24 protein-coding genes are annotated in these 26,428 nt (G+C 61.7%); 7 read left to right on the forward strand and 17 right to left on the reverse strand.

From position 1 onward, the window contains the following. Positions 1-14 precede the first annotated feature (14 nt). Positions 15-920, forward strand: coding sequence for a PAC2 family protein (locus tag CQ020_RS10190; RefSeq protein WP_105691739.1), 906 nt, complete (start codon positions 15-17; stop codon positions 918-920). A gap of 71 nt (positions 921-991) precedes the next feature. On the opposite strand, the gene mshC is transcribed toward CQ020_RS10190, so the two are convergent. Both mshC and CQ020_RS10200 read right to left on the reverse strand, forming a co-directional pair. Beyond that, entirely contained in the window at positions 992-2,269 is a 1,278-nt protein-coding gene (gene mshC / locus CQ020_RS10195; protein WP_105691740.1) for a cysteine--1-D-myo-inosityl 2-amino-2-deoxy-alpha-D-glucopyranoside ligase, read from the reverse strand. A gap of 15 nt (positions 2,270-2,284) precedes the next feature. Further along, complete coding sequence (locus CQ020_RS10200; RefSeq protein WP_105691741.1) at positions 2,285-3,118, reverse strand: undecaprenyl-diphosphate phosphatase; 834 nt, start codon at positions 3,116-3,118, stop codon at positions 2,285-2,287. A gap of 52 nt (positions 3,119-3,170) precedes the next feature. Between CQ020_RS10200 and CQ020_RS10205 the strand changes: the two genes are divergently transcribed. Then, the gene (locus tag CQ020_RS10205; protein WP_105691742.1) at positions 3,171-4,103 is read left to right on the forward strand and encodes an aldo/keto reductase; all 933 of its coding nucleotides are present in this window, start codon (positions 3,171-3,173) and stop codon (positions 4,101-4,103) included. 6 nt (positions 4,104-4,109) lie between these two features. Here the strand turns inward: CQ020_RS10205 and rfbA are convergent, their stop codons facing one another. Next, the gene (gene rfbA / locus CQ020_RS10210; protein ID WP_105691743.1) at positions 4,110-4,976 is read right to left on the reverse strand and encodes a glucose-1-phosphate thymidylyltransferase RfbA; all 867 of its coding nucleotides are present in this window, start codon (positions 4,974-4,976) and stop codon (positions 4,110-4,112) included. Positions 4,977-5,029: 53 nt separating this feature from the next. Between rfbA and rfbB the strand changes: the two genes are divergently transcribed. From rfbB to CQ020_RS10230, 4 genes are all read left to right on the forward strand, one after another. After that, a complete protein-coding gene (gene rfbB, locus CQ020_RS10215) occupies positions 5,030-6,028 on the forward strand; it encodes a dTDP-glucose 4,6-dehydratase (RefSeq protein WP_105691744.1) in 999 nt (332 codons plus the stop codon). A gap of 3 nt (positions 6,029-6,031) precedes the next feature. Continuing rightward, positions 6,032-7,441: a sugar nucleotide-binding protein gene (locus CQ020_RS10220; RefSeq protein WP_105691745.1), complete on the forward strand. Its 1,410-nt coding sequence runs from the start codon at positions 6,032-6,034 to the stop codon at positions 7,439-7,441. Positions 7,442-7,632: 191 nt separating this feature from the next. Continuing rightward, a complete protein-coding gene (locus CQ020_RS10225; protein WP_258141820.1) occupies positions 7,633-9,531 on the forward strand; it encodes a WecB/TagA/CpsF family glycosyltransferase in 1,899 nt (632 codons plus the stop codon). Further along, complete coding sequence (locus tag CQ020_RS10230) at positions 9,528-10,364, forward strand: glycosyltransferase (RefSeq protein ID WP_105691747.1); 837 nt, start codon at positions 9,528-9,530, stop codon at positions 10,362-10,364. The genes CQ020_RS10225 and CQ020_RS10230 overlap by 4 nt, the downstream gene beginning before the upstream one ends. On the opposite strand, the gene CQ020_RS10235 is transcribed toward CQ020_RS10230, so the two are convergent. From CQ020_RS10235 to CQ020_RS10295, 13 genes are all read right to left on the reverse strand, one after another. Further along, positions 10,365-11,702, reverse strand: coding sequence for a hypothetical protein (locus CQ020_RS10235; protein ID WP_258141815.1), 1,338 nt, complete (start codon positions 11,700-11,702; stop codon positions 10,365-10,367). Continuing rightward, positions 11,699-12,577: a chain-length determining protein gene (locus CQ020_RS10240; RefSeq protein WP_105691748.1), complete on the reverse strand. Its 879-nt coding sequence runs from the start codon at positions 12,575-12,577 to the stop codon at positions 11,699-11,701. The genes CQ020_RS10235 and CQ020_RS10240 overlap by 4 nt, the downstream gene beginning before the upstream one ends. Next, positions 12,559-14,028 carry an O-antigen ligase gene (locus CQ020_RS10245; protein ID WP_105691749.1) on the reverse strand — a complete coding sequence of 490 codons (1,470 nt, stop codon included), beginning with the start codon at positions 14,026-14,028 and terminating at the stop codon, positions 12,559-12,561. Before CQ020_RS10245 ends, CQ020_RS10240 begins: the two co-directional genes overlap by 19 nt. Further along, positions 14,025-15,272 (reverse strand): glycosyltransferase family 1 protein, encoded by a 1,248-nt coding sequence (locus tag CQ020_RS10250; protein WP_105691750.1) that lies wholly within the window; start codon positions 15,270-15,272, stop codon positions 14,025-14,027. Before CQ020_RS10250 ends, CQ020_RS10245 begins: the two co-directional genes overlap by 4 nt. Next, positions 15,269-16,177 carry a DUF6492 family protein gene (locus CQ020_RS10255; RefSeq protein ID WP_219844503.1) on the reverse strand — a complete coding sequence of 303 codons (909 nt, stop codon included), beginning with the start codon at positions 16,175-16,177 and terminating at the stop codon, positions 15,269-15,271. The genes CQ020_RS10250 and CQ020_RS10255 overlap by 4 nt, the downstream gene beginning before the upstream one ends. Then, a complete protein-coding gene (locus tag CQ020_RS10260; RefSeq protein ID WP_105691751.1) occupies positions 16,174-17,664 on the reverse strand; it encodes an oligosaccharide flippase family protein in 1,491 nt (496 codons plus the stop codon). The genes CQ020_RS10255 and CQ020_RS10260 overlap by 4 nt, the downstream gene beginning before the upstream one ends. Beyond that, positions 17,661-18,707: a glycosyltransferase family 2 protein gene (locus tag CQ020_RS10265; protein WP_181151835.1), complete on the reverse strand. Its 1,047-nt coding sequence runs from the start codon at positions 18,705-18,707 to the stop codon at positions 17,661-17,663. Before CQ020_RS10265 ends, CQ020_RS10260 begins: the two co-directional genes overlap by 4 nt. A 23-nt stretch (positions 18,708-18,730) precedes the next feature. Continuing rightward, positions 18,731-19,393: an acetyltransferase gene (locus tag CQ020_RS10270; protein WP_105691753.1), complete on the reverse strand. Its 663-nt coding sequence runs from the start codon at positions 19,391-19,393 to the stop codon at positions 18,731-18,733. Further along, positions 19,390-20,553: a DegT/DnrJ/EryC1/StrS aminotransferase family protein gene (locus tag CQ020_RS10275; RefSeq protein WP_105691754.1), complete on the reverse strand. Its 1,164-nt coding sequence runs from the start codon at positions 20,551-20,553 to the stop codon at positions 19,390-19,392. The genes CQ020_RS10270 and CQ020_RS10275 overlap by 4 nt, the downstream gene beginning before the upstream one ends. After that, positions 20,550-21,557: an NAD-dependent epimerase/dehydratase family protein gene (locus tag CQ020_RS10280; RefSeq protein WP_105691755.1), complete on the reverse strand. Its 1,008-nt coding sequence runs from the start codon at positions 21,555-21,557 to the stop codon at positions 20,550-20,552. Before CQ020_RS10280 ends, CQ020_RS10275 begins: the two co-directional genes overlap by 4 nt. Beyond that, positions 21,554-22,663 (reverse strand): Gfo/Idh/MocA family protein, encoded by a 1,110-nt coding sequence (locus CQ020_RS10285; RefSeq protein ID WP_105691756.1) that lies wholly within the window; start codon positions 22,661-22,663, stop codon positions 21,554-21,556. The genes CQ020_RS10280 and CQ020_RS10285 overlap by 4 nt, the downstream gene beginning before the upstream one ends. 71 nt (positions 22,664-22,734) lie before the next feature. Continuing rightward, the gene (locus tag CQ020_RS10290) at positions 22,735-24,414 is read right to left on the reverse strand and encodes a sugar transferase (RefSeq protein WP_105691757.1); all 1,680 of its coding nucleotides are present in this window, start codon (positions 24,412-24,414) and stop codon (positions 22,735-22,737) included. Between the two features lie 268 nt (positions 24,415-24,682). Beyond that, positions 24,683-24,940 (reverse strand): hypothetical protein, encoded by a 258-nt coding sequence (locus tag CQ020_RS10295; RefSeq protein ID WP_105691758.1) that lies wholly within the window; start codon positions 24,938-24,940, stop codon positions 24,683-24,685. A 39-nt stretch (positions 24,941-24,979) separates the two neighbouring features. Here CQ020_RS10295 and CQ020_RS10300 point away from each other — a divergent pair, with 39 nt between their 5' ends. Continuing rightward, entirely contained in the window at positions 24,980-25,213 is a 234-nt protein-coding gene (locus CQ020_RS10300) for a DUF5703 family protein (protein ID WP_024816711.1), read from the forward strand. A 52-nt stretch (positions 25,214-25,265) separates the two neighbouring features. On the opposite strand, the gene CQ020_RS10305 is transcribed toward CQ020_RS10300, so the two are convergent. After that, complete coding sequence (locus CQ020_RS10305) at positions 25,266-26,426, reverse strand: acyl-CoA dehydrogenase family protein (protein ID WP_105691759.1); 1,161 nt, start codon at positions 26,424-26,426, stop codon at positions 25,266-25,268. Between the last annotated feature and the right edge of the window lie 2 nt (positions 26,427-26,428).

The following is a 26,428-nucleotide window of genomic DNA, read 5'->3' on the forward strand; positions in this document are numbered from 1 at the left end:
CGTAGGGTGAGTGGATGAACAGTGTGGACGGGACCCCCGAAGGGCAGGACATCACCGCGGAGCCCGAGCGTTTCCTCAAGGAACCCGCGGACGGCCAGCGTGTCACCGTAATGCTCGCCGCGTTTGAGGGCTGGAACGACGCCGGCGAGGCCGCCAGCGATGCGCTGCACTACTTGAACAAGCTCTGGGACGGCAAGAAGGTTGCCACCGTTGACGCCGAGGAGTATTACGACTTCCAGTTCACTCGCCCCACCGTGCGGCGTACGTCCTCGGGCGCCCGAAAGGTGAAATGGCCTTCAACACGGATTTACAAGGCCGAAGTTCCTGACAGCAATGTGGATGTGTTGCTGGTCCTCGGTACCGAGCCGTCCTACCGGTGGCGCGCCTACACCACCGAACTGCTGGTTCATGCTGAAGCGCTCAAAGTGGACTCTGTGATTTTGCTGGGAGCTCTTCTTGCCGACGTTCCGCACAGCCGGCCTATTCCGGTGAGCACCACCACCGAGGACAGTTCCTTGCGGGAGCGCCTGAATTTGGAGGCTTCACAGTATGAAGGGCCGGTAGGCATTGTGGGCGTGCTCGCAGAGTTCGCGTTGCTGGCAGGGCTTCCGACGGTGTCATTGTGGGCTGCGGTTCCGCATTACGTTGCGCAGCCGCCCTCCCCCAAGGCGCAGCTGGCCATCCTCCACAGGATCGAGGACCTCTTGCAGGTTCCTTTGGACAGCCTGGCATTGGCTGAAGAATCTGAGGCCTGGGAACGTGGAGTGGACGAGCTCGCAACAGAGGACCCTGAGATTGCCGCCTATGTACGGCAACTGGAAGAAGCGAAGGACACGGCTGACCTGCCGGAGGCGTCAGGTGAGTCCATTGCCCGTGAATTCGAACGGTATTTGAAACGGCGCGGCAAAGAGCGTCCCTAAGCGAGCGATCCCCCCAACGAGCAACGGCCCTGACATGACGTCAGGGCCGTTGCCGTTTCCTTGGGTGTTTCTCAGAGTTCAACCCCGAGCAAAGCATCGATTGCGTCAGTAACAAGCGCGGCATCCTGCGCTGAGTTGTCCTCGGCGGAGCGAATCGCTTCTTCTGCCCAGTGGTCGACGACGGCGATGGCTCCGGGAGCGTTGAGGTCGTTGGACAGCTCGTTACGCACGGCGGCCACCAATGGCCCCGCCGAACCGGCCGGTGCGTGATCGATCGCTTCACGCCACCGTGCAAGGCGGTCCTTGGCTGCGGCGAACTCCTCATCGGTCCACGACCAGTCTGAACGGTAGTGGTTGGCGAGGATGGCAAGGCGGATGGCTGCAGGGTCCTCACCGGCCGCCCGGAGCTTGGAGACCAGAACCAGGTTGCCCTTGGATTTGCTCATCTTTTCCCCGTCCAGGCCCACCATGCCAGCGTGGGCGTAGTGGCGTGCCAGGGGGACGCCGGAAAGGGAGTACGCGTGACCGGCTCCCATTTCGTGGTGCGGGAAAATGAGGTCCGATCCTCCGCCCTGGACCGTGAAGGGCGCTGGCAGGTACTTCTGAGCGATGACCGTACACTCGATGTGCCAGCCTGGCCGTCCATCGCCGAGGGTCGCTCCGGGCCAGTTGGGCTCGCCGTCACGGGCAACACGCCAAAGCAGGGGGTCAAGGGCATTGCGTTTGCCCGGCCTGGCGGGATCACCGCCACGTTCCGCGAAGAGTGCAAGCATTTCGGTTTCGCCAAGCCCGGATACGTCGCCCAGGGTCCAGGCATCGGTGGCGTCGGAGCGTTTGCCGGCCATTTCGACGTCGTAATAGACGTCGCCGTCCGGCTCGCCATCGCCTCCTTGAACGCGGTAGGCAACGCCGTCGGCAATGAGGCGTTCAATGGCGGGGACGATGTCCGGAATTGCCTCGACTGCGCCGATGTAGTGATTTGGCGCCAGGACGTTGAGCGCGTCCATGTCTGTCTGAAACAGGTCGATCTGACTCTGCGCCAGTTCCCGCCAGTCCACACCGGTGGCCGTGGCCCGCTCCAGGAGCGGATCATCGACGTCCGTCACGTTCTGGACGTAAGACACCCGGATACCTGCGTCGCGCCAGACCCGGTTCAGGAGATCGAAAGCCACGTAACTGGCTGCATGTCCCATATGCGTCGCGTCATACGGGGTGATGCCGCAGACATACATCGACTGCTCCGGCTGTTTCTCAATGTCCACCACACGGCCGAGGGCTGTGTCATACAGCCGTAGTTGCGGCAGGCTGCCGGGCAGCTCAGGTACAGGGCGGGAGGTCCACGTTTTCACGACTTAACCTTAGTGCTAGGCGCTGATCACACCGAAACCGAGCAGGACATACAAAGCCAGGCCAAGGAGGATCCGGTACCAAACGAACAGCCGGTAGCTACGGGTGGAGACGAACTTGAGGAACCAGCCAATAATGACGTAACCCACCACAAAGGCAATGACCGTAGCCAACGCGGTCTCCGGAAGGCCGTACGGGCCGGACAAGCCGTCGTTGGAAACCGTCTTGTAGAGCTGGTAGAGCCCGCTGCCAAACACGGCCGGAATGGCCAAAAGGAACGAGTACCGGGCAGCGGCCTCACGGGTGTAGCCCATGAGCAGGCCGGCCGTTATGGTGCCGCCGGAACGTGACACGCCAGGAATCAAGGCCATGGCCTGGGCGAAGCCATAAAGGATGCCGTGCTTGTAGGTCAATTGGGTGAGATCCCTCTCCTGCCGGCCAATGGCGTCGGCAACAGCAAGGATCATGCCGAACACGATCAGCATGGTGGCAACGATCCACATGCTGCGCAGCACTGACTCGATCTGGTCTTGGAACAACAGACCGAGCACGATGATCGGCAGGCTGCCAAGGATGACCAGCCAACCCATGCGGGCATCTGGATTGTTGCGCTCCACCTTGCCTGTAAGGGAGCCGAACCAAGCCCGGACGATCCTTACGATGTCGCGCCAGAAGTAGACAATCACAGCGGTTTCAGTTCCCAGCTGCGTAATGGCCGTGAAGGCAGCGCCGGGGTCAGCGGCACCCGGCAGGAATGAGCCGACGATCCGCAGGTGTGCGCTCGAGGAAATCGGGAGGAATTCGGTGAGGCCCTGCACCAGGCCCAGCAAGGCTGCTTCTATCCAGTTCACGTGAATAGACCCTACGTCATGAAGTCCTCTAACTCCCCGTAAGCTAACTGCTATGCAGCAGCGTTATGTCGGAAACAGTGGATTCCGTGTGTCCTCATTGTCCCTTGGAACCATGTCCTGGGCCCAGGAGACCGACGAACAGGACGCTGCTGAACTGCTCCACGGGTTCGTTGCCGGCGGCGGCACAGTGGTGGACACGGCAGCGTCCTATGCGCAAGGCCGCGCAGAAGCAATGTTGGGATCCATGCTGGGTGATGTGGTGGCCCGTTCCGAGATTGTGATTTCCACCAAAGCCGGCGTGTCGTCGTCGGACTCCAGGCGAAGTGTCAACGCATCCCGCGGCGCGATGCTGTCCGCCCTTGATGCGAGCCTTGCCAGGCTTGGCACCGACTACATCGATATCTGGTTCGCTCACGAGTGGGATCCGAATGTGCCTTTGGATGAAACTCTCTCTGCCTTGGAGCTCGCCCAGCGAAGCGGGCGTGCACGCTACGTGGGGATCTCCAATTACAACGGCTGGCAGACAGCCAAGGCAGCGGCAGTGGCCGGCTTCACTCTCGTGGCAAACCAGTCCGAATACTCACTCGTTCAGCGCAAAGCCGAGGAAGAACTCATTCCTGCGGTGGAAGACGGAGGACTGGGGCTGATGGCCTGGGCGCCGCTGGGCCGAGGCGTGCTCAGCGGTAAATACCGTGGACAGATTCCTGCTGATTCCCGTGCCGCCCAAAGCCGGTTGGCTGGTTACGTAGAGCCGTATCTCGAGTCGCGGGCCTCCAGGGTAGTGGAAGCCGTGGCGATGGCAGCCCGCGGACTGGGCAGGACCCCGATGGACGTTTCCCTCAGCTGGCTGCTCTCCCGGCCAGGTGTTGCGACCACCATCGTGGGCCCAAGAAACGCTGTTCAGCTCAAGGAACTGATGGACGCGCAATTGACGGTTCTACCCGCTGAGATTGCCCGCGCCCTCGAAGACGTCTCAGCTGTTTAGTTCCGCCTATTGGCGGTCCAGAATGTCCAATAAATAGTTTCCATAGCCACTTTTGGCGAACTTGGCAGCCTGCTGGCGGAGCTCATCGTCGCTTAAGTAGCCCATGCGCCAAGCCACTTCCTCGGGTGCACCAATCTTCAAACCCTGCCGGTTCTCCGTGGTACGGACGTAGTTTGAGGCATCGTTGAGGTCACTGAAAGTACCGGTGTCCAGCCACGCGGTGCCCCGCGGAAATTTCTGAACATGCAAGCGGCCAAGTTCCATGTATTGCCTATTGATATCCGTGATTTCCAGTTCCCCCCTGGGAGAGGGCTGAAGGTCCTTCGCCATGGCAACCACGTTGTTGTCATAGAAATAAAGACCTGGAACGGCATAGTTGCTTTTAGGGACTGCGGGCTTTTCTTCGATGGAAACAGCCATTCCGTGATCGTCGAATTCCACCACCCCATAGGCGGACGGATCTTTAACCCAATAGCCGAAGATTGCACCGCCGTCGACGTCGGTATAGTGCCGGAGCTGGTTGCCCATGCCGGGTCCGTTGAAAATGTTGTCACCCAGGATCAGCGCCACGTTGCCGGTTCCGATGTGGTCCTCGCCCAGGATGAAAGCCTGGGCAAGCCCGTCCGGCGTCGGCTGCTCTGCATAGCTGAGGTTGATGCCGAACTGTGAACCATCTCCGAGGAGCCGCTGGAACTGCGCGGCATCTCCGGGGGTGGTGATGATCAGAATGTCTCGGATTCCCGCCAGCATCAGGGTGCACAGGGGGTAATAAATCATTGGCTTGTCAAACACCGGAACCAGCTGTTTGCTGATTCCGAGCGTGATGGGGTGAAGCCTTGAACCCGTTCCACCTGCAAGAACAATTCCTCGCAAACCTGCCGTCCTCACCTGTGCCCAGTATTGCCGTGGGCGGTTACTCTAGGGCCATGCAGAGAATCCTTGTCACCGGCGGGGCCGGATTCATCGGATGCAACTTTGTCCACTACATCATGGAGCACACTGGCCTCCATGTCACGGTGTTGGACAAACTGACTTATGCCGGAAACATCGAATCCCTCTCCGGGCTGCCGCCGGAGCGCTTCACTTTTGTCAAGGGTGACATTTGCGATGCCGGGCTGGTTGACGGGCTGACGGAATCAGTTCAAGCGGTGGTGCATTTCGCAGCAGAGTCACACAACGACAATTCGCTGCAGGATCCCCGCCCCTTTTTGGACACAAATCTTTTGGGAACGTTCACCTTGATCGAAGCGGCCCGAAGGCACGGCACGCGCTTCCATCACATTTCCACCGACGAGGTCTATGGCGACTTGGCTCTGGACGACCCCCACCGGTTTACGGAGAACTCCGTTTACCGGCCAACGAGTCCCTATTCGGCAACGAAAGCCGGCTCGGATATGTTGGTCCGCGCGTGGGTTAGATCATTTGGCCTTAAGGCGACCATCAGCAACTGCTCCAACAACTATGGCCCTTACCAGCACGTGGAGAAATTCATTCCGCGGCAGATCACCAACATCCTGGACGGGAACCGACCCCACCTTTACGGAAACGGGCGGAATGTTCGTGACTGGATCCATGTGGAAGACCATTCCTCCGCAGTGTTTGCCATCCTGGAGGGTGGCGGCGTAGGCGAAACCTATTTGATCGGTGCAGACGGTGAACGGAACAACCGGGAGGTGGTGGAGATGCTGCTTTCACTCGCCGGCCAACCCCGCGACGCCTATGACCTGGTGACGGACAGGCCAGGTCATGATCTCCGGTACGCCATCGATTCCAGCAAACTCCGACGCGAGCTCGGGTGGGCTCCCCGGTATTCAGACTTCGACGCCGGACTGGCTGACACGGTCCAGTGGTACAGGGACAACGAACAGTGGTGGAGGCCGCAGAAAGCGGCCACGGAGTCCAAATACGCCGGTCAGGGGCACTAAAGCGTGGAACAGGGACGTCAGCTACGTTCGAGAACCACACCCATCCCTGGCCTGTTGCTGTTTGAGCTTCCTGTTCACGGGGATGGCAGAGGCTGGTTCAAAGAGAACTGGCACCGTGACAAGATGCGGGCTTCCGGACTTCCGGACTTCGGCCCGGTGCAGAACAACATTTCCTTCAACGCAGTGCGCGGAACGGCTCGCGGAATCCATGCAGAGCCATGGGACAAGTTCATTTCGCTGGCCTCGGGACGGATCTTCGGGGCCTGGGTGGACCTGCGCGAGGGTCCAACATTCGGGACGGCATTCACCGCGGAGCTGACCCCGGGCGAGGCAGTCTTCGTCCCGCGTGGTGTGGGTAATGCTTTCCAAACACTGGAGGATGACACCGCGTACACCTACCTGGTCAACGACCATTGGACCGCGGAGGCACAGAAGGACTACACGTTCCTGAACCTTGCAGATGAGCACGCAGCCATTCCGTGGCCCATCCCCTTGGAGAACTCCATTGTTTCGGCACAGGATGGGAAGCATCCCCGATGGGCGGAAGTTGTTCCCATGCCGGCGAGGCGCACGCTGGTCCTCGGCGCGGACGGCCAGTTGGGAACTACCCTGCGGCAGGCCTTCGTGGGCGACCCGACCGTGGAGTTCGCCGGCCGCGCACAATTCGATATCACCGCCGAAGACTCGTATACGGCGGTGAACTGGCGGGATTACTCCACGATCATCAACGCAGCAGCGTTCACTGCGGTAGACGCCGCCGAAACACCGGAGGGACGTGCGGCCGCGTGGAGCATCAACGCAGTGGCCGTTTCCCGTATGGCACGTGCTGCGGTAGAACATTCACTGACTCTGGTCCACCTCTCCAGCGACTACGTGTTCGACGGCACAGCGGAGGTTCACTTCGAAGATGAGGTTCCCGCTCCCCTGGGCGTTTACGGCCAGAGCAAGGCCGCCGGCGATCTCGCGGCGGCCACTGTGCCAAGGCACTACATCATCAGGACCAGTTGGGTGGTGGGCGGGGGACGGAACTTTGTTCGCACCATGGCATCGTTGGCGGCGAAGGGCGCTTCGCCATCGGTGGTGGATGACCAATGGGGTCGGCTGAGCTTCGCGTCCGACCTCGCCTTGGGCATCCGTCATCTGCTCCTCAGCGAAGCTCCCTACGGGACGTACAACCTCAGCAATAGCGGGAAGCCACAGTCCTGGTACGAGATCGCCTGTGACGTCTACCGGCTTCTGGGCGCAGATCCAAACCTGGTGCGACCCATCAACACCGCTGACTACTCCAAACCCAACACTGCTCCGAGGCCGCGCAGCAGTGTCCTGGATTTGTCGGGAATCCGGGCCACCGGATTTGATCCACCCGCGGCAAGCCAGCGCCTGGCTGAATACCTCAGGGGCTTGGAGCTCTAGCGGAGTCCGGCGAAACGTCCTAAAGTAGCCGTACGGCAGCCTCTTGCAGGAGGCCGGGAGACAACTCAAATGAACATGTTGACGCGGCGGCACAGGTCCGCCACCGACGATCCAGGCAGTGCAGCAGCCTTGGATCGTCGGCCACATGGTGATGCCTTGAGTTGGAGCCGAGAATGCTGCTACCGAAGATTATGCCCGTGGGAGATCTCCTCCACAGGGCAGTCCCCCACTTTTACCCCCGACGCGGCACCGCCGTCGGCAAACTCCAAAGTAAGCGGCACCACAGTGTGGCCCCATCCGACGTGCCGAAGCCTGAGACGCCCTGGGTGAATCTGGGCGGAGTCCCGGTGAGGCTTATGGAGGCTGACGGCGCACTTCGGGAAATTTTTGCTCGTGCCAGCTCCACCGGTGGGCCACCTTTGGGCGTTTGCTCCGCAAATCTGGACCACGTCCGGCATTTTGGAGCCGGAAGCCGCTGGATTGGCACTTTGGACCAGCCGGCGCCCGTTGAATGGTTGACCCTGATCGACGGCGCACCCTTGGCCACCGAGGCCCGGCGCCTCACATCCAAAACGTGGCCCCGGCTTGCCGGAAGCGATCTCATACACCCCTTCCTGACCGCCGCAGCGGCCCGGGGGTTGCGACTCGGTTTCCTGGGTGGGTCTGAGGAGACTCAGAAACTGATTGCCGGGAAATTGGAGACAGAGCGGCCTGAGCTGACGGTGGTGGGATGGTGGGCACCTGACAGGTCCACTCTGGGCGATGCCGCAGCTTCCCGGAAGCTCGCCGGGGAGATACGCGAGGCATCCCCTGACGTTCTGGTGGTGGGTTTGGGAAAACCGCGCCAGGAATTGTGGATAGCCGAGTACGGTCACCTGACCGGCGCCAAGGTTCTGCTGGCGTTCGGTGCTGTGGTGGATTTCCTCGCGGGGAATGTCCGGCGCGCTCCCCAATGGGCCAGTTCGCATAGCCTCGAATGGGCATGGCGCCTCATGCTGGAGCCACGCCGGTTGGCGCGGCGCTATCTGGTGGAGGGGCCGGAGGCGTACGTGAAGTTGCGGACCTCGAGCAGCTGCGACATCGAGCCAAGCAGTCGGGTTTTCACCACTGCATCCGCCGTCCCGGAACCCGAGCCCAGCCGGGTTCCGGGATTGTTTGTTCCAGTCACCGAAGTGGCCGACGTCGCCGTCGTGGTTGTCACCTACAACAACGCTGAGGACGTCGGGCCGCTGGTGGCAAGCCTGCGCAAGGAAGCGGCCGGTGTTTCGATCAAAGTGGTGGTGGCGGACAATTCCCCGGACGATAGCACCGTGCTGGAACTCGCACATCACCCTGACATCACGGCGGTGCGAACCGGAGGAAACCTCGGCTATGCCGGCGGAATCAATGCCGCGATGGCCGTGGCAGGGGAAGCCGGAAGCTATCTCATCCTGAACCCGGACCTGCGTGTGGAACCTGGTGCGGTGGCCGCCATGCTCAAGCGCATGACCCACCAGGGCGCCGGTGTGGTGGTACCGGTCCTGTTGGACGACGACGGCAGCATCTACCCGTCATTGCGCCGCGAGCCGGCCGTACTGCGAGCGCTGGGAGACGCGGCTTTGGGTAGTCATGTAAAGGGCAGGCCCGGGTGGTTGTCGGAGATGGACTTTGACCCGGAGAGCTATTTGCACGGGCATCGGGTTGATTGGGCTACGGGTGCGGCTTTGCTGATTAGTGCTGCGGCAGCGAGGGTGGTGGGTGCTTGGGATGAGCAGTTCTTTTTGTATTCGGAGGAGACGGACTATTGCCATCGGGTGAGGGATGCGGGTTTTTCCATCTGGTTTGAACCCGCTGCCCGGATGTGGCACGAACGTGGGGGCTCGGGGGCCTCGCCGCAGTTGGCGGCTTTGATGTCGGTCAACCGGGTACGGTATGCGGTGAAGTATCTGGGGCGTGGGCGGGCGCTTGCTTTCCGTGGTGCTGTTCTGGCTGCCGAGGTGGCCCGGCTGAATAAGCCCGGGCATCGGGATGCGGCCTTGGCGGTTCTTAGCCAGCGTCGTTGGGAGGCGCTCCCCCATGCGACGCGGACAACCCCGGCAGTCATGTCATGACAGCGTCCCATCCTTCCGGTGCAGTGATCATCCCGGCACATAATGAGGCCGGTGTTATCAGCAGGACGCTTGAGGCCCTGCGGGAGGTAATCGGGTGGGGCACGGTTGATGTGGTGGTGGCCTGTAATGGGTGCATGGATGGCACGGAGGCCATTGCGTCCCGGTACCGGGGAGTTCTGGTGCTTCACGTGCCGGAGGCGTCCAAGACTGCGGCGTTGAACGCTGCCGACCAGGCGACGCACCGCTGGCCGCGTCTTTACCTGGATGCTGATATTGAAGTCAGTGCCCCTGCGCTTCGTGCGGTTTTTGTTGCTTTGGAAGGCGAGACTTTGCTGGCTGCCCGTCCGGCTTTTCGCTATGACACCCAGGGTGCTTCGGCTTGGGTGCGGGCGTACTACCGCGCCCGTTCCCGTATACCGGGCAACTCCGAGGGGCTGTGGGGTGCTGGTGCTTATGCGCTGAGTTTTTCAGGCCACCAGCGGTTGGGGACGTTTCCTGCGCTTACCGGTGATGACTACTACGTGGATCGGCTGTTCTCTGCCCATGAGAAGGCGGTGCTGCCTACAGAGCCCGTGGTGGTGCGGACGCCCCGGACGTGTTCGGCGCTTTTGTCCGTGTTGAGGCGTACCTATCGGGGGAATGCCGAGCAGGATCGCGTGTCCGGTGGTGCCTCTACGGCGGGGACCGCACGGCAGTTGCTTGCCTCGGTCAGGGGGCCGTTGAGTGTCTTTGATGCCGTTGTCTACATCGCGTTCGCTGGTGTGGGCCGTCGTCGTCCGCTGTTGGGCCGCAAGGCGGTTACCGCTTGGGAGCGGGACGATAGCAGCCGGTAGTCAGTGGCCGCAGCTGGTTCCGCCGTCGATGCTGTACAGATGGACTGCGTTGCCGTCGGCGAAGGTGTCGGTGAAGGTTCCGTCAACTATCGGAACGGTCCGGTTTTCGTTGATGACGACGGCGGTGCTGCCGCCGCATTTCACGGTGAAGGTCACCGTTCCGCCGGTGTTCTTGTTTGCTCCCGCGAAGACGTAGACCTTGCCGTTGTGGAGTTTGGTGGCGACGTCCACAGCTCCGGTGACTGTGGTGGCGCCGTCGAGGAAGGGGGCGTTGAGGACGGGGGCGAGGTCTTTGAGGTGTTTGTTCAGGTCTGTGACGGTTTGCCGGATGTCGCCTTTGCAGTCGCGCAGGACATGCTGGGTTGGGCACTGTCCGCCGAAGCTGTGATTGAAGTAGATGACTCCACGGGCGCCGTGGATGAGGCTGCTCCAGACGGCTGCACGGATTTGCGGCCCTGTGATGGTGGCGGCCTCCGGCGCGTCTTGAAAGGGGTGTCCGACCTCAACGAAGGCCCAGACGGGTGAGGCAGCTTTGTTCAGTTTCCTGATCCTTTCCACCGTCCAGCCGTAGTTGGCTGCGAGCCTGCACTCTTCTGGTGTGAGGTCGCGGGTGTAGCCGATGACTGCTCCACCTTCGGTCCGGGCGCAAATGTAGGGGTCGGTGAACCAGTAGGTATCGGCGGAGACCAGATCCTGGGTTTGGTTGAAAAAACCCAGGGCTTCTTCGTCGGATTCCCAGAAGGCGACGCCCTTTCCGTAGTTGGCGTAGAGCATGGCTCCGGGGGTGGCTGCCGCACGGCGTTCTTTTTGAATGGTGTAGCCGCACTCTGTGTTCTCTGCCGAGCAGATGGGTCCCTCTCCGGGGTATTTTCCGGACCAGGCTGCATTTCCAGGGCCGGCCCACATGTCCACTTCGTCGCTGAGGACGAATCCGGATGCTGCTGCGTGGGGAAAAGCCGGGATGGCGTACATGCCGGAGTCGCGGGCTAGTTGAACGTCGGAATCGGCGGTGAGTTCAACATAGGTGTTCAGTCCGGCTTCGGCGTCGAGTGTGACGTTGCTGCGGTCCACCACGCTTTCGAGCCAGACGCCAAGGGGGAAGAACGCCGGGTCTGTTGGCAGTCCCCCGGTAAACCGGGAGTAGTAGGCGGGGCCGCCGTCCACAGGGCGCAGGGTGACTCCGGCTGGGCTTGGTGCAGTGGACGGTGGTGCCGCAGATGCAGGAGCCGTGGCTGTGGGTCCTGTCATGGGCACTATGCCGCTGGCTGCGGCGGCGGCAGCGCCAAGGATTCCCACCACCACCGCTGCGCCGGCCAGTGCTGTCCGGGTTTTCATCATTTACCCACGGGGCTCTTCATTCCCGGGTAGCGTTTGGCATCCAGAACTCCGCGAGGCTTTCCTTCGTCCCGCTCGGTGTTTCTTGCCGGTGATTCATTGATGGTCTCGTTGTGAGGGAGGGGGCTTACGGCCAATCCTTCGAGCCCTTCGAGGCTGACTGTGGGCTGCTCCTTCTTGACCGAGTCTTCGGTGGTCCCCCGCCGTGCCTTGCGGTTCTCCCGTTGGGGGCGGCCGTCCGGGCGGGATTTGTTCCGGGCTGTCTCCAGGGCCCGTGCGGCGGAGACGGCACCGAAGGTCAGGACCAGGCCTCCAACCACCACCACGATCAGTGAGCGCAACCTGCTGGAGAACAGCTCGGTGGCGTTATCGGGTGATGTCACCATCAGTGAGGTGAAGAGGAAACGATCCGCTGCCCCGTTGACCACTTGGATTTGGCGGAGGTCCTCTTCCATTCTTGTGCCCAGGGCGCGCACTGTAGCGGTGGCGGTCTCCTTGTTCTCTGAAACAGCGGAGACATCTATGAGGAAGGAGTTTGGTGGACGTTCCACGGAGTAATCGGTGCTTAGCGATTGCCTGAGCAAAGCATCACCAGTGGAATCATCCTTCAGCCGTGTAGCCACTACCTGTGCGATCAGGGATGAGTCCGAGGACCGGAGGTAGGGGTTGTCTGAGTTCAGGTCCAGGAGTTGGGGGTCGCGCTCCAAGTCGCTGGCGCTGGGTAGCTTGGGATTGACGATCGCGTAGGTTGCCCGGGCCTCATATGACCTCGGAGCGAACGAATAAACGTAGACGGCGGCGAATGCCGTCAGGATCAGGACCGGCAGGACCACCAACTTGTGGTGCCAGAGTGCCTTGATTACTGCGAGCGGGTCCATTGCGTTCCCTCCATTCCAGGGCTTGTGGGTTTGTGGTTGTTTCCGGACTGATGGGGACTGCTGGTGTTGTGGACGGCTTCGTCTGCTGGCCGGAGTTCCAGTTCCCGGCGGACCATGATCCAGATCCCCCCGGACAAACCAACAATGAAGGGGTACAACAAGGCGAAGACGGGGAAGGACATGGAATCGAACGTCAGCGAACAGGCGGCTGCTACTGCCCCTGAGGCGGCAAGAGCGCCGGCGAGGGCACGCAGGGCGGGTATGCGGGAGGCTCGGGCTGCGAGCAGGGCCGAGACGGCTGGCAGCGTCAGGTAGGCGATGATCCCCAGGAGCCCGACGAGGCCCAAGGTCACCAAGGAGTTCAGGTACTGGTTATCCAGGATCTGCAGGGCATCTGTTGGCCGGTAGTTGCCCGGACCCAGGCCGAGGAAGGGAAGCTCGCCAAAGAGGCGGGCCACCCGGGGATAGTTGTTGGTCCGCGTACTGACCGAGAGGTCGCTGCTTCCGGCAGTGAATTGCGAGGTAAGGGTTCCGATCAAGCCCGGAACTGTGAGGAAAAGGGCTGCGAGCGCTGTGGGCGCCATGACCAGGGCCCAACGGCGTGCAGCTTTGGGCAGGAAGGGAGTAAAGACCACCATGCACACCACCAGCCCCAGTACCCCGGAGCGGGAGACCGTGGAGGCGATGGCAAAGACCAGTAGCGCGGTCCCTGCCCAATGGATCCATTTCCGGCCGGTCGTGTCATAGATTCCGCGCCATATGGACAGTGGGAGCAGCATGGAGCACACCACTGCCAGCTCTATGGAATGGAAGGTGCTGCCAGCGACACGTGTGAGGAGGCCACGGACTTGGAAGGCAGTCTCACCGCCGTTGTCGGTGAACCCCACCATGATTTCCTGTATCCACAGCATTGGATTGATGCGCAGGACGAACTGGACCATGGCTACGAGGCAGCAGAACAGGGCTCCTGCAAGAAGCGCACGCACCAAACCCATGGCGTCGTTAAGTGTCCGGAGGGCTTCTCCCACAGAGAGGACGATTCCGGCGCTGGCCAGGATGAGGACGAGCCAACGGTCGGCTGAGGCTTGGGAAGCGATGCTGGTGTTCCCGGTAAGGCCGGAGAACATTGCAACGTAGGAGGCACAGGTTCCCAACCACAACAGACCGATTCCCAACCGGCCCGGGTGCCTTGCCGCAAGGGGATGGTGCAGGCCGAACAGTACGGAGCAAAGCCAAAGCCCCAGAAGCAGGAGGGCAAGCATTAAGGGGACGGTGCCGATTGCCCCGAGCGGCTTCAGGACCATGTTGGCGGGGAAGAAGAAAATACTGAAGGCAGCAAACCTGACCAGGAGGCTGACTGTGGTCCCCTTGGCGGGCTGGATCTCCAAGTCGAGGGTATGGATCTCAGTGTGGGGCCGCAGGATCAGCGTTTTCGCCCTGAGTGTTTTCACGGTTGTCTGACCCCCCTGCGTGCACCGGCACAGGTGGAGTGGAGCACATCAGCGAATGCCTCCCCGGAGGCGTCCCAATCCAACCGTTTCCTGTTGGCTATGGTGGCCGCGCGGAGGTTGATATTCGGTGCCCTGACCACTGCGGTGAGGGCGGCGGCGAGACCGCCCGGAGTTGATGGAGCCCAGACAGCGTCCGGGTCTGTGAGGAGGCCTGAGGCGAAGGGCGCCTGGTTGAGGACCGGGACGTTGCCGGAGGCGAGCAATTCTCCCGGCACCAAGGAGATGTTGGTGAAAGAGATCGCCAGCCCTGCAATGGTTTGGTTGTACAAGCTGTTGAGTTGCTTGGGCGGGAGGTTTCCGTGGTTGATGACCGGGACCTGCCACCCCGTGACCACGTCACCGTAGACGTGGATCTCTTGTTCGGGACACTTTTCGTGGAACAGTTCCAGGGCCATTTTTGCTAAGAGGTAGCCCCTGCGGTCCACGGTCTTCTTGGCGTAATAGACCACTCCCGATCGCGGGGTCTGCTTGTCTCCGCGGATTAGATGGTAGGTGGTCGTATCACAGCCATAAGGAACAACAGCTTCAGGTGCTTGTCCCAGCTCGAACCGCATGACCTCTGCAATCATCGCGCCTAAGGCAATGTTGGTGAATCCGAAGCGGTAGCTGTCCTCCGCCAAAGCGTAGAGGGCCCCCCGCGGATAAAAATAGGGTTCGTAGTCCTGGATGAAATAGAAAGGATGGACACTGCGTGGTGCCCGCGCAGCGATAACGTGGGCCGATGCCCATGAACTCGCGACGATGGCGTCCACCCCGTCCAGCCCGCGAGTGGCGCTTCGCACATCAGCGTTCAGGGCCGGCCAGTACCGCCTGATGGTTTCCTCGTGTCGTGAAGGATCATCGGAGTTGCGGTCATAGAGAAACAAGGTGCAGTGGTGCCCTCGGGTTTCCATGGCACGGACCATGCGAAACAAGGTGGTGTGCCCTCCCGAACCCGGGCCGGGGGGTGCACACACCCATCCGATGCTCAGCGGTCCTGTTGCCGGGTCCGCGTTGTAGCCACGGATTTCCTGGGCGGAATCAACAATATCCCCGGGGCGCAGAGGCAGCTCAGGTTCGGCCAAGGCCCATTTGTCCAGCAGCAGGCGCGCAACCTTTCGCGTTGCCTGGCGGCCCGCGGAAGCCCAGCCATCCTGCTGGATCCTTTGACTGATGTGCCGCACCGTGGCCTGGGAGATGATCATTGCTCGGCCGTCCTGCTGGCGTCACTGAGTTGATCCAGGAATTCCTGGATTGCCTGACGCCGGGTTGCCAGGGAAATGCCGGATTTAGCGGACAGCATCACCAGCAGTTTGTTGCCCGTAGCGGAATTCAGCAGCTCCCTTACCTGGGGCAGGTCCAAGGCAACCTCGTCGCTATGCACAATCCCATGCATCTCAGTGAAGGTGGCGTCCTTCCCACCCAGGACTTCATCGACGTAGACCCCGTAGAGCATCATTTCGGAGAAGCGCAACTGCCTGGCCACTGCCGTGGTCCAGCGCATCCCCGTGGTTTCCTCAATGTGGTCAATGAGGCCACGCACTACCGCAGGTTCCCAGAGGCAGGGCCAGCAAATGTAATCAGCCAAATCCCCCTCCGGCGGCGGGGCAAGGCCAAGGAGCTCACGCGCCGAGCCATGCCACAAACGGTGGCCGGGAAGGGACTGGTCCACTCCTGCCGGGAGGCGGTACATGCCGATCCGGCCGTTGATGCGGAAACTATCCAGAGTCACCGGCCTGACGAGGACACTGTCCGAGTCCAGCAACAGTGCACCTTGGACATCCAAACGGGCAACGATGGCCAGTTTGACCACCTGCTGGGTGATCCACCCCCGGACAGGCGGCCATGGCCTCGCAGCGTTGACCCAAACGTTGACGCCAGGGGCCTTGAAGAACGAGCGGGGCAAGAACTCCCGGACGTCATGAATCTGCGTGCGGGCACTGGCCAGATGCCTGAAGGCTGGAAGATCCTTTGCCGGGACAATGATGTGATGCGTCACCTCCCTGGCTGTCAGCTCCATCACCGAACGGTTCAGGTCCCCACAGAGGTCCAGATCAGGCAGATAGCTCGGCGTGACAACCGCCAGTTCCGCAACCGCGCCGCTGTTCATAGTGCACCTTCCCCGGCCGGCTGCTGCAAGGCAGGATGGTGTGGCTTCACCAGGATCCGGACTTCTGCGACCAGTTCCTTTCCCTGACGGAAAGTCACCAGGCCGTACACGGCCGCTCCCAGCAGGAGGCCGGCGCCCAGGGCAGCCCAGGGCTGGTCCATCCAGTGAGTGCCCCACCACGCCGCCATTCCGGCCAAAGCCGCGCCAATCAGCGACCTGAGACTGCCCTTGAGCAGATTCCAGGAACTGATATGCAGCACCGAGGTCAACGCCCTTACATAGAGCGGAATGACCACCAAAGAGGCCACCACGGCATGGGCTACACCGGCTCCGGCGATCCCCCACCACCGGATACCGAAATACAGGGCGGGTGTCAGGGCAACAAGCCAGGCCACTTGAACCCAGAAGAGCCACACCGTCTTGCCGGCGCCCACGCTCAGATCGGCAAAGAGTTCCACAAGAATGCGGGTGGCTCCAAAAACCCCAAGGGTGGCCAGCGCGATGCCTGCCGGCGCCCAAGCCTGCCCGTAGGCAGTGACAATCAGAGGTTGTGCAAGTGCAATGACCATCGCCGAAATAGGGAACGCGCAATAGCAGACTCCGGTCACAAACCGGCCCGCCAACTCCCCCAGGGTGCCTTCAGCGAAGAGCCTGCCAAACGTAGGCACGGCCGTTGCCCGGATGACCGCGGTAATCACCGAACTCGGAAGACCGGCCAGGTTGAAGGCCAGAAGGTAGAGACCCAACGCGGCCGGATCCATCATCCGGCCGATCAGAAGATAATCCACGTTCAGCGTCACAAACACCACCAGGTTGGCCATGGCGAGTGGCATCCCAAGCTTCAAGATCTCCGCTGCCACGCCACGGTCAAACCCGGGAGCGTACCTCGCGGGGGTGATGATCCAATACCCCACCATGACAACAAGTTGCCCTCCGACTCTGGACCACGCCAAAGCCATGGCACCCCAGCCATCCAGGGCCATGGGAACCACCAATACCAGCACTGTCACCAGGCCACACAGGTCAACCACCACACGCGGCTTCTGCAGGAACTCACGCCACACCATAGTGGACGGAACGGCACCAATACCTTGGAGCAGGATGGTCAAAGAGAGCACCTGGATCACGGGAGTAGCAGCGGGGTCGTCAAAGGCCGCGGCCAAGGCCGGAGCCAAGGCAAAAGCTCCTGCAGTCATCACTGCACTGGTCACCAAAGAAATGGTGAAAACAGTCGGAGCGATCCGGTTCGGATCCCCATTGCCCCTGGCCAAGGCTGCCGTAGCACCCAGCTCAGCCATGTTCGTGGCAATGGTCTGCACCACAATAGCTACGGCAAGCGCACCGAAGTGCTCCGGAGCGATGAGCCTGGCCACGATGATGGTGGTGGCAAACTGCACCACTCTGCCCAGGGCCATGTTCACCCCGCCCCAGAGTGTGGCGCTCGCGGACCGCGCACCCAAAGTAGTCCCGCCGCTGGCCGTCGTCATGAAATTCCTGTCATGGCCCACAAACGCCAGCGGACGCGCTCAAGCTGGCTCCGCACATACTCGGCGGCAGACTGTGCCGGCCCAGGCCTGCCGCCACGTGAGACCCGGGTGATCCGGGCCTGCAGCGCATTCGCCCTATGGACGTTCCCGGGGACATCCTGCAAGCACTCAATGAACTTGCGCAATTCAACGGCCGTCTCCAACGAGCCGCCACGGATGACTTCCCTCGCCCCCAGATGCGAGGCTTCCTTGCTGAGCGCACCCTTGGCCCGCCGCAACTGACGCACCCGCTTTTCAGGGGTAATGGGAAACCGGGCGTCTTCAAGAACACGGAAAGCCTCCAGCCGATGCTGGAGGTCCACCGCCGCCGCAGCGAACTCAATTTGGTGCATGTTGTTCCCATGAACCCGGTAGAAAGCCTGCACAGGCCCGTTGATCCGCCCGACATCCCAGGAAGCAGCCGCACGCAACCAATACTCCAAATCCCCCGAATGCGGCAGCGAAGCACTGTAAGCACCAACGCTCAAAACCGTCTCGGTCCGCATCACAACCTCAGGGGAAAGAATGAAGTTACGTCCACGGGCACAAGCAAGCGCGATCCACCGGCTGCCCTCCCACACCGTCCACGTGGAGCGCCCGCCCAGGGCAACTGGCGGAGGCTGATCCACGAAGTCCTTCGGCAACCCATAAACCATCCCCACCCTCGGATGAGCCTCCATCAAGGCCACAGCACGGCCCAGCGCGCCGGGAGCGATCACGTCATCGGCAGAGAGCAACGTCACGTACCTGCCCTTGGCCCGTGAAAGCCCGTCATTGTAGGTGGCAATATGACCCTGGTTCCGCCCATGATGAACCACCGAAATCCGCGGATCCGCCGACGCAAGCCCCCACGCAATCGCGGCGCTGCCATCCGTGGACGCGTCATCGACCACGATGACGTCCACGTCCACCTTCTCCTGCGACAGGGCACTGTTTACAGCCTCCGGCAAGTACCGGCCGTAGTTGTAGCAGGGAATGACCACCGTAACGCCCGGCCTGTTCACAAGAGGCCTTGGCCGCATCACCTTCACAGGACCCCCTCCAGTTCCGGACTGTTTCCCCGCCGGATCACCCTGGCGGGCACACCCGCCCAGGTTTCATCCTCAGGAACATCGGCCAGGACAGCGGCCCCCATCCCTATGGTCGCTTTCGCGCCAATGCTCAGGCGCTCGCGGACACTGGCGTTCATTCCGAGATAGGCGGCCCTGCCGATGTGGACGTTGCCTCCCAGGGATACGCCGGAGGCCAACGTGGCGTAGTCCCCGATCACGTCATCGTGGGTGAAAGTGACCCCAGGCATGGCCACAACGTGGTTGCCGATGGTCACGGACGCTGTCATGCTCACGTGGGCGAGGATGATGCTTCCCCGGCCAATCACGCAGCCCTCGGGAACGTACACCGAAGGATCGATCGCTGTGGCATAGCGGTCCTCAGCAAGACCCAGGGCACGAAGCCTCATCACGACGCTTTCCCGGCCGCTCCCTGATCCAATGCAGATCAGCAGCAATGCGTGGGGATAATTCATGGCCTCACGGACCGGGCCCAGGACGTGGGCCCCGTCCACGACGCGGCCGAGCTTGTCTTCGTCGTCGTCAAGTATTCCTACGACGTCGAAGGGCCCGCTGCTGCGGACCATGGCAAGTACCTCCCTGGCCAGGCCGCTTGCAGCAATGAGCAGTAGCTCGGTCATGGCTGTCCCGCGGCGCGTAGCACGGAGTCGATCACGCGGACTTGATCGTGCAATGCCAGTTCGTGGTATAGCGGGAGGATGAGTGTGTGATCCGACAACCATTCCGTGACTCCCAGCTCAGCGGCTCCCGTGTCCGCGCCGGCATACGCGGGTTGCCGGTGCGCCGCCATGATTCCGCGCCGGGCAGAGATACCGTCCGAGGCCAAATGTGCCATGAGACCCTCACGCCCTAGCGGGAACGCCGGCCCCACCTCCAGCCAGCACGACTGGAAATTGCCCATGCCGTACTCCGGATCGCCCACCAGACGGAGGCCCTCCACGCCGGCAAAGGCGCTTGCGTAGGTGGCGGCGAGCTCGCGCCGCCGCCTGACAGCCCTTTCGAGGCGGCCCAGCTGGACGATTCCGACGGCGGCCTGAAGATCGGTCATGCGGTAGTTGAAACCGATTTCGAGGTACTCCTCCGAGGGTGCCAGCAGACTGGCGTGCCGGTCAGTGGCCGAAACGCTCATGGCATGTTCGCGGAGCCGCCGTGCCCTGTCGCCGAAGTCCTGACGTGCAGTGGTGAGCATGCCACCCTCTCCGGTGGTCAGGATTTTGCGTGGGTGGAAGGACCACGCAGCCAGCTCAGCGTTGGAACCCACCGGTTGTCCGCGGTACCTTGAACCGATAGCGCATGCCGCGTCCTCCACCACCATGATCCCGAGCGGATCGCAGAGAGCCCGGATGGGTTCCAGATCAACCGGGACTCCGCCCTGGTCAACAGCAATCACCGCCCGGGTAGCGGGAGTCAGGGCAGCCTTGATGGTTGCAGCCGTGACGCAGCCTGTATGAAGATCGACGTCGGCGAAAACCGGCCGTGCGCCCACGTAGGCAGCTGCATTCGCAGTAGCAATAAAGGAAAATGACGGCACCACGACGTCCTCGCCCGCTTGAACGCCGGCGACGACGAGCGCCAAATGCAATGCCGAGGTGCAGCTCGAGGTTGCGACGGCAAATCCAGCATGTTGAGTGGCCGCGAAGGCTTCCTCGAATTCCCGTACCTTGGGACCCTGGGCTACCCAACCGGACGCAATCACTTCAGCAAGCGCTTGTGCCTCTTCTTCGCCGAGCCACGGCTTCATGACATCGATGCGGCCCACCTGGGTTTCGGAGATGGTCATCGCGCACCAACTGCCGGAGCTGCCGGGCGGCTTGCGGCGATCTCTTCCCGAAGCGGACTCCACCATGAGACCAGCGAGCGCAAACCGTCTTCCAAACCCACGGCAGCCTCGAACCCCAGGTCTTCGCGGGCCGCGCTGACATCCGCCAGGCGCCTGGCAACTCCGTTAACGGCCCGTTCCGGGCCATGTTCCAGATGAAGAGGCGAGTCCATGACCTTGAGTAGCGTTTGTGCCAGTTCGGCGAGGCTGGTTTCGGTGCCACTGGCCACGTTATAGACGCCTTCGCGTACATTGCTGACGGCAGCGAGGACATTGGCCCTGGCGACATCCGCGGTATGGATGAAGTCCATGGTCTGCTGTCCGCTGCCGAAAATCAGCGGGGGCCGGCCATCGACTATCCGCTCCATCCAGCGGACCAGGACTTCGGTGTAGAGGCCGTGCACGTCCATGCGGGGACCGTAAACGTTGAAGTACCTCAGCAGGACGTAGTCCAGCCCCGACATGGCACGGAAGCTCCTCGCCATACCTTCGTTGAAGGACTTTGCCGCGCCGTAGAAGGTGTCGTTGTTGTGATGGTGGTGGCTTTCCTTGGTGGGAAACTCCTCGGCCATGCCATAAACGGAGGCACTTGATGCTGAGATGAGCCTTTCCACTTTGTGAGCTGCGGCAGCCTCGTAGACGGTGAAAGTCCCGTCCACCAAGACTTCAAGGGCCAGCCGTGGTTCTTCCGCGCACTGGGTGATGCGAATGGCCGCCTGATGGAAGATCAGGTCCTTGCCCCGAGTGAGGTCGTGGACGAGGTCGCGGTCACGGAGGTCGCCTTCGACCAGCTGCACTCTTTCAGTGGCGAGGGCTTCATCCAGGTTTGCGCGGCGGCCCCGCACGAGGTTGTCCAGCACGTCCACGTGCGCCGCACCGGCGTCGAGCAGTTGGTCAACCAGCGTCGATCCTATGGTCCCGGCGCCTCCTGTAACCAGAACGCGTGCCCCTAGCAACTCTTTCATTGTGCAACCTGGAGAGAGACTTCATTTCCGGCCACAATGGTGGATTGGCCGTCAGTACCCAAGCTTCGGGTGACGGCTTCGAGGACGGACAAGACCCGGAGCCCGGATTCACCGCTGGTCCGGGGCGTTGTCCCGTTGCGGATTGAGGAGGCTAGTTCGCCGACCACCTGGCCCAGTGGCTCCCGTTCCTGCAGGGCCGGGGACCACGTGTCCCCCAGCCGGTAGGAGATGGCTGAGGTCCGCTTGTCGGCGGCGGACCGGGGCTGATGCTCCAGGCTTACGCCGCGGTCGTACACGCTCAGACGCTGCTGGGGATTGAGATCGTCCCACACCAGGGTCCTCTTTGAGCCGCCGATGATCATTTGCCTGATTTTGGTGGGGCTGAGCCAGTTCACGTGAATATGGACCATGGCATCGTTGGGCAGGCCGAAGGTGAGGTGTCCTACACAGTCCCTGCCGGTTCCCAGGGGATCAGCGCCGTGGGCGGATATTTCAGTCGGGTGCAGGCCGCCGGGGAGGACGAAGTCCAGGATGGACAGGTCATGCGGGGCCAGGTCCCAAAAAACGTTCACGTCCGGTTGGACGAGGCCGAGGTTGATGCGGACGGAATCGACATACAGGATGTCGCCCAGTGCGCCGCTGGCCACCAATTCCTGGATCTTGAGGACTGCAGGAGTGAAGCAGTAGGTATGGTCCGCCATGAGGACCAATCCCCTGGCTTTTGCTTCTTCCACCATCTCCAGGCCCTTGGCGCGGCTGTCCGCCAACGGTTTCTCCACCAGGACGTGTTTGCCTGCCCGCAGTGCCGTCATCACCACCCCATGGTGGGTATGGGCCGGAGTTGCTACCGCTATGGCGTCCAGGTTGTAGGTATCCAGAAGCTCGTCCAGGGATTCGACGACGGCCACCCCACCTACTGTCTCGGCAAGCTTCAGGCCCCGCTCGACGTCGAGGTCGCAGATAGCAACGAGATCCCAGTCCGGGCTGGCCTTGAGGTTCCGGGCGAGATTGGGACCCCAATACCCTGCTCCCACCACAGCGATGCGGAGCCTGGGCAGTAGTCCGTGGCCGTTCAGTTGTCCTGATGGAATGGTTCGTATGGTCATTTCCCGCTCTGCTTCTGTGTTGAGAATCCGATTCGTTGGGTGATGCTCAGCTCTTGGCCAGTAGCTTTTGGCTAGTAGGCTCCGGTGGGTTGGATCATTGCCCTGAAAGTTCGCCACATGATCATGAGGTCGCCGGCTATGGACCAGTTCTCGACGTAGTAGAGATCCAGCCGAACGGCTTCCTCCCATGGCAGGTCGGATCGCCCATTGATCTGCCACAGCCCGGTGATACCGGGTTTGATGAGGAGCCGACGATGTGTGTGGCGTTCATAGCCGCTGACTTCCCGGGCCAGTGGCGGACGCGGCCCCACCAGGCTCATATTGCCCACCAGGACATTCCAGAACTGGGGCAGCTCATCGAGGGAGTACTTACGCATCCAACGTCCGCATCGGGTGATGCGTGGATCCCCGCGGATCTTGAAAAGGACACCGGCGCCCTCATCCTGGGTGTTGAGCTCCTCCAAACGGGATTCGGCGTCCACCACCATGGAACGGAACTTCAGCATGTGGAAGGTGGTGCCTCGCCTGCCAACACGTTCCTGCCGGAAAAGTACAGGCCCGGGGCTGTCGTAGTGAACTATGGCCGCGAGGAGCAATAGAATCGGTGACAGGATCAGCAATGACGACGCCGAGACTGTGAGGTCCATCAACCGCTTAAGCGTGTGCTTCCCCCCGGAGTAGTGCGGAATATCCACGTGCATCAAAGGAAGTCCCTCGACCGGCCGCCAATGGATACGCGGGCCGGCAACGTTGGTCAGGGCAGCCGCAAGGACAAGTTCGGCCGCATTCTCCTCCAACCGCCACCCCAGCTCCTGAATGAACTGGTTTCCCCCTGGCACGGGACCGGCCACAATCACTGCGTTGGCTCCTGTATCCCGGACGGTCTCGGCAATGCCGTAGATCGAGGACAGGACAGGAACGCGAAGGTGGTCCACTTTCAGGACTGCACCACGCCGGGCGCCCGGGAGGCATGCTCCGAGGATGTCGTAGGCAGCGCCTGACTTTCGATTGATCTGTTTGATGACGTACCGGACGTCTTGGGGTTCACCCACCACGATCGCGCGGGAAAGACAACGGCCCCGTGACTTTTCGTGGCTCAACCACCGGCGGAAACTCCACCGGCTGCCGGTCAGCGCCACCAAGCCAAGTGGCAGGGAAACGAGAACGAATGAACTGACGGCATCAAGACGGAACACCACGGCCACAATGCCCAGGAAGCCAAAGACCCGGAAGCTGGCTGACAGGACGCGCTTGTACTCTTCGGGCCCAACGCCGAGGACTTTGGGATCCCGGGTGCGGTAGACCTCCAATGACCCCAACCAGAGGAGGCCAAGTATCAAGCCCATCACCAAGTGGCGTGTGTAACCAGGACTTTCGGCAGCCAGGGACAGTCCGTCGGTGTTAAGAACAAAGCCGGCGAATACCGCTGCGGCGACCAAGGCAGTGTCCGTCATGCGGAGACTGTTGGTCAGTGAGTGTGTCCAGTCGGAGCCGCCACGTCGGGCGGGTGTGATTCGAGGAGCCTTGCGGGTGACTGGCGGCACGAAGTCCAGGGTTACCTCGGATCTTAGCGCCGCCAGTCCCGCCTTTTCAGCCCGTTGTGCAGCAACGGACTTGTCAATCCAGGGAGACGCCGGCGGATTGACGTCGACGATGGCAGTTTGTGCAGGAAAGACTGACTGCGCTGCGGCATGGTCCGCACCGTGGGGTGCCGCTACCTTGCCTCGACGCATCACTGGAACTTTCACCATGTCAGCCTTCTTTGCAGACCTGTCATTGCCTACTCATCAGTGAACCGGCGGCGCTCTGGTGGCGCACCAGTAGTCGGTACTCAAGTTTGCGCAGGATTACCCATCACCCCTACGTGCGAGTACCTAGCCAGCGGCAGCGCGACTACGTGTTTTTGTGCCTGTTCATGAGGGGAAATCAGCCGAAGTATGGTCCGGAAACGGCACCTTTATTGCCGGGAAATGGCACAAAAAAACCGGCCACCCCAGGGTGGCCGGTTCATCAGGGTGTTCAGTCCTCCACGATTTCCAAATCTTCGTCCAGGACGTCGTCGTCTTCTTCATCCTCGTCATCAAAGACCTGCAACGGAGTAACCTCGGAGAAGGCTTCGTAGAGTGCGTCTTCGTAAACTTCGAAGGCATCAGCGACAGCGAAGAATGCCGCCTCGACGTTGGGGTCGCCTTCACCTCGTCGGGCCGATGCAGCAGCCAGATGTTCTTCCAGGGCGGCGGTCAGTGATTGAAGCGCGACACGCGGATCGATGCTCATGACTTCACGTTAGCCGGAAAAAGACGAAAATGGAGAGGGATGAGAGAACAATTTCCGGGCAGCTCCGTTGAGCGCCAAAGAGACTATGCGCGTCAGTACGAGTACCTCGTTCTGACGGTGGCCCCTGACGATTCGCTGCCGGAAGCCCGGCGCCGGCTCGCCGAACATTCCGAATACGGCAAGTGGGAACTCGAGCGCAGTGTGCTCTACCTTGGGGGCGGGCGGCGCTTCTGGCTGCGCCGTAAAGTCTATTCCGTCCAGCGGACCGTCTGAACCCGGCGGCACCGTCTGAACCCGGCGGCACCACCTGCCCTGATGGGAACAGCTAGTCCTCCAGAGGTCCCAACCAGGCGGTCGCCACAGTGTTATGGGCGGATTCGTCGTTGGAAGGATGGAAGATTCCCGCCAGGACATCGCGGTACAGCCGCTCCATCTCAGAGCCGCGGAAGTAGCTGGATCCTCCCGTGACGCGGATCGCCAAATCCACCACGTGGCGTGCATTCTCCGTAGCCCGGGATTTGAGTCCTACGAGTTTGGGGAACCACTGGGCGCCGTGGTCCACCAGGTTGTCCACGTCACGGGCCAGCGAAGAAATTTGCGGTGAGATCCCGTCCATGGCCAAGGCTGCATCTGCCACCTTCCAACGGATATCAGGGTCTTGGGCGTAGCTCCGGCCCCCGTGTTTTGCCGAAACCCTGCGCTTGACGTTGGCCACACCGAGGGTGAACGCGCGCTCGGCAACGCCCGTGTACACAGCGGCGAGCAACGTCTCGAAGCATGCGAAGATCGCGAAGAACATGAGGTCCTTGCCGGGTCCCACGGGTAGTTTGCGGAAGATCCGCTCCGGCGGGATCACCGCCCCGTGGAGGAGGGTGGTGTTGGACGCACTGGCCCGCATACCCAGGGTGTCCCAATCGCTCAGGGTTTCATGGCCCGGCTCATCACGCCGGAGGAAGCCAAAGACCAGCTCGCCCGCGCCGTCCCGGGCGTCAGCATCCTTGCCGAATGTCCCCAGCCGTGTCCAACCCCGGGAGAGGCTGGTGAAGATCTTCCGGCCAGTGAAACGGTAGCTTCCGTCAGGCAGCGGTTCGGCAAGCGTGCCCGAATCGAACAGCATGGAATCGTTGCCGGCCTCGGAAATACCAAAAGCGAAGATCTCGCCCTGTCCCGCCTCCTTCAAGACGAAGTCCAGGGACGAGTCCCCGCGCGCGGCCATGACCTGCGCGACGCCGGTCCATACCAGGTGCATGTTGACGGCCAACGCTGTGGCGGGCGCTGCCGTAGCGAGACGTTGCTGCAAGGCAGCCACCGATTCGAGCCCAAGCCCGAAACCGCCGTCGGCCTCCGGAACGAAGAGCTTCAGGTAACCAGCGGCGGCCAGCTCTTCAAGGTCTTCATGGAAGAACTGGTTATTGCGGTCGTAGCCGGCGGCGCGGCCACGGAGCCGTTCGAGCAGTTCATCGGGAAGGATCTCTTCGGGAGTCATGG

Source organism: Arthrobacter sp. MYb23 (assembly GCF_002979775.1).
In the GTDB taxonomy this organism is placed as follows: Bacteria; Actinomycetota; Actinomycetes; order Actinomycetales; family Micrococcaceae; genus Arthrobacter.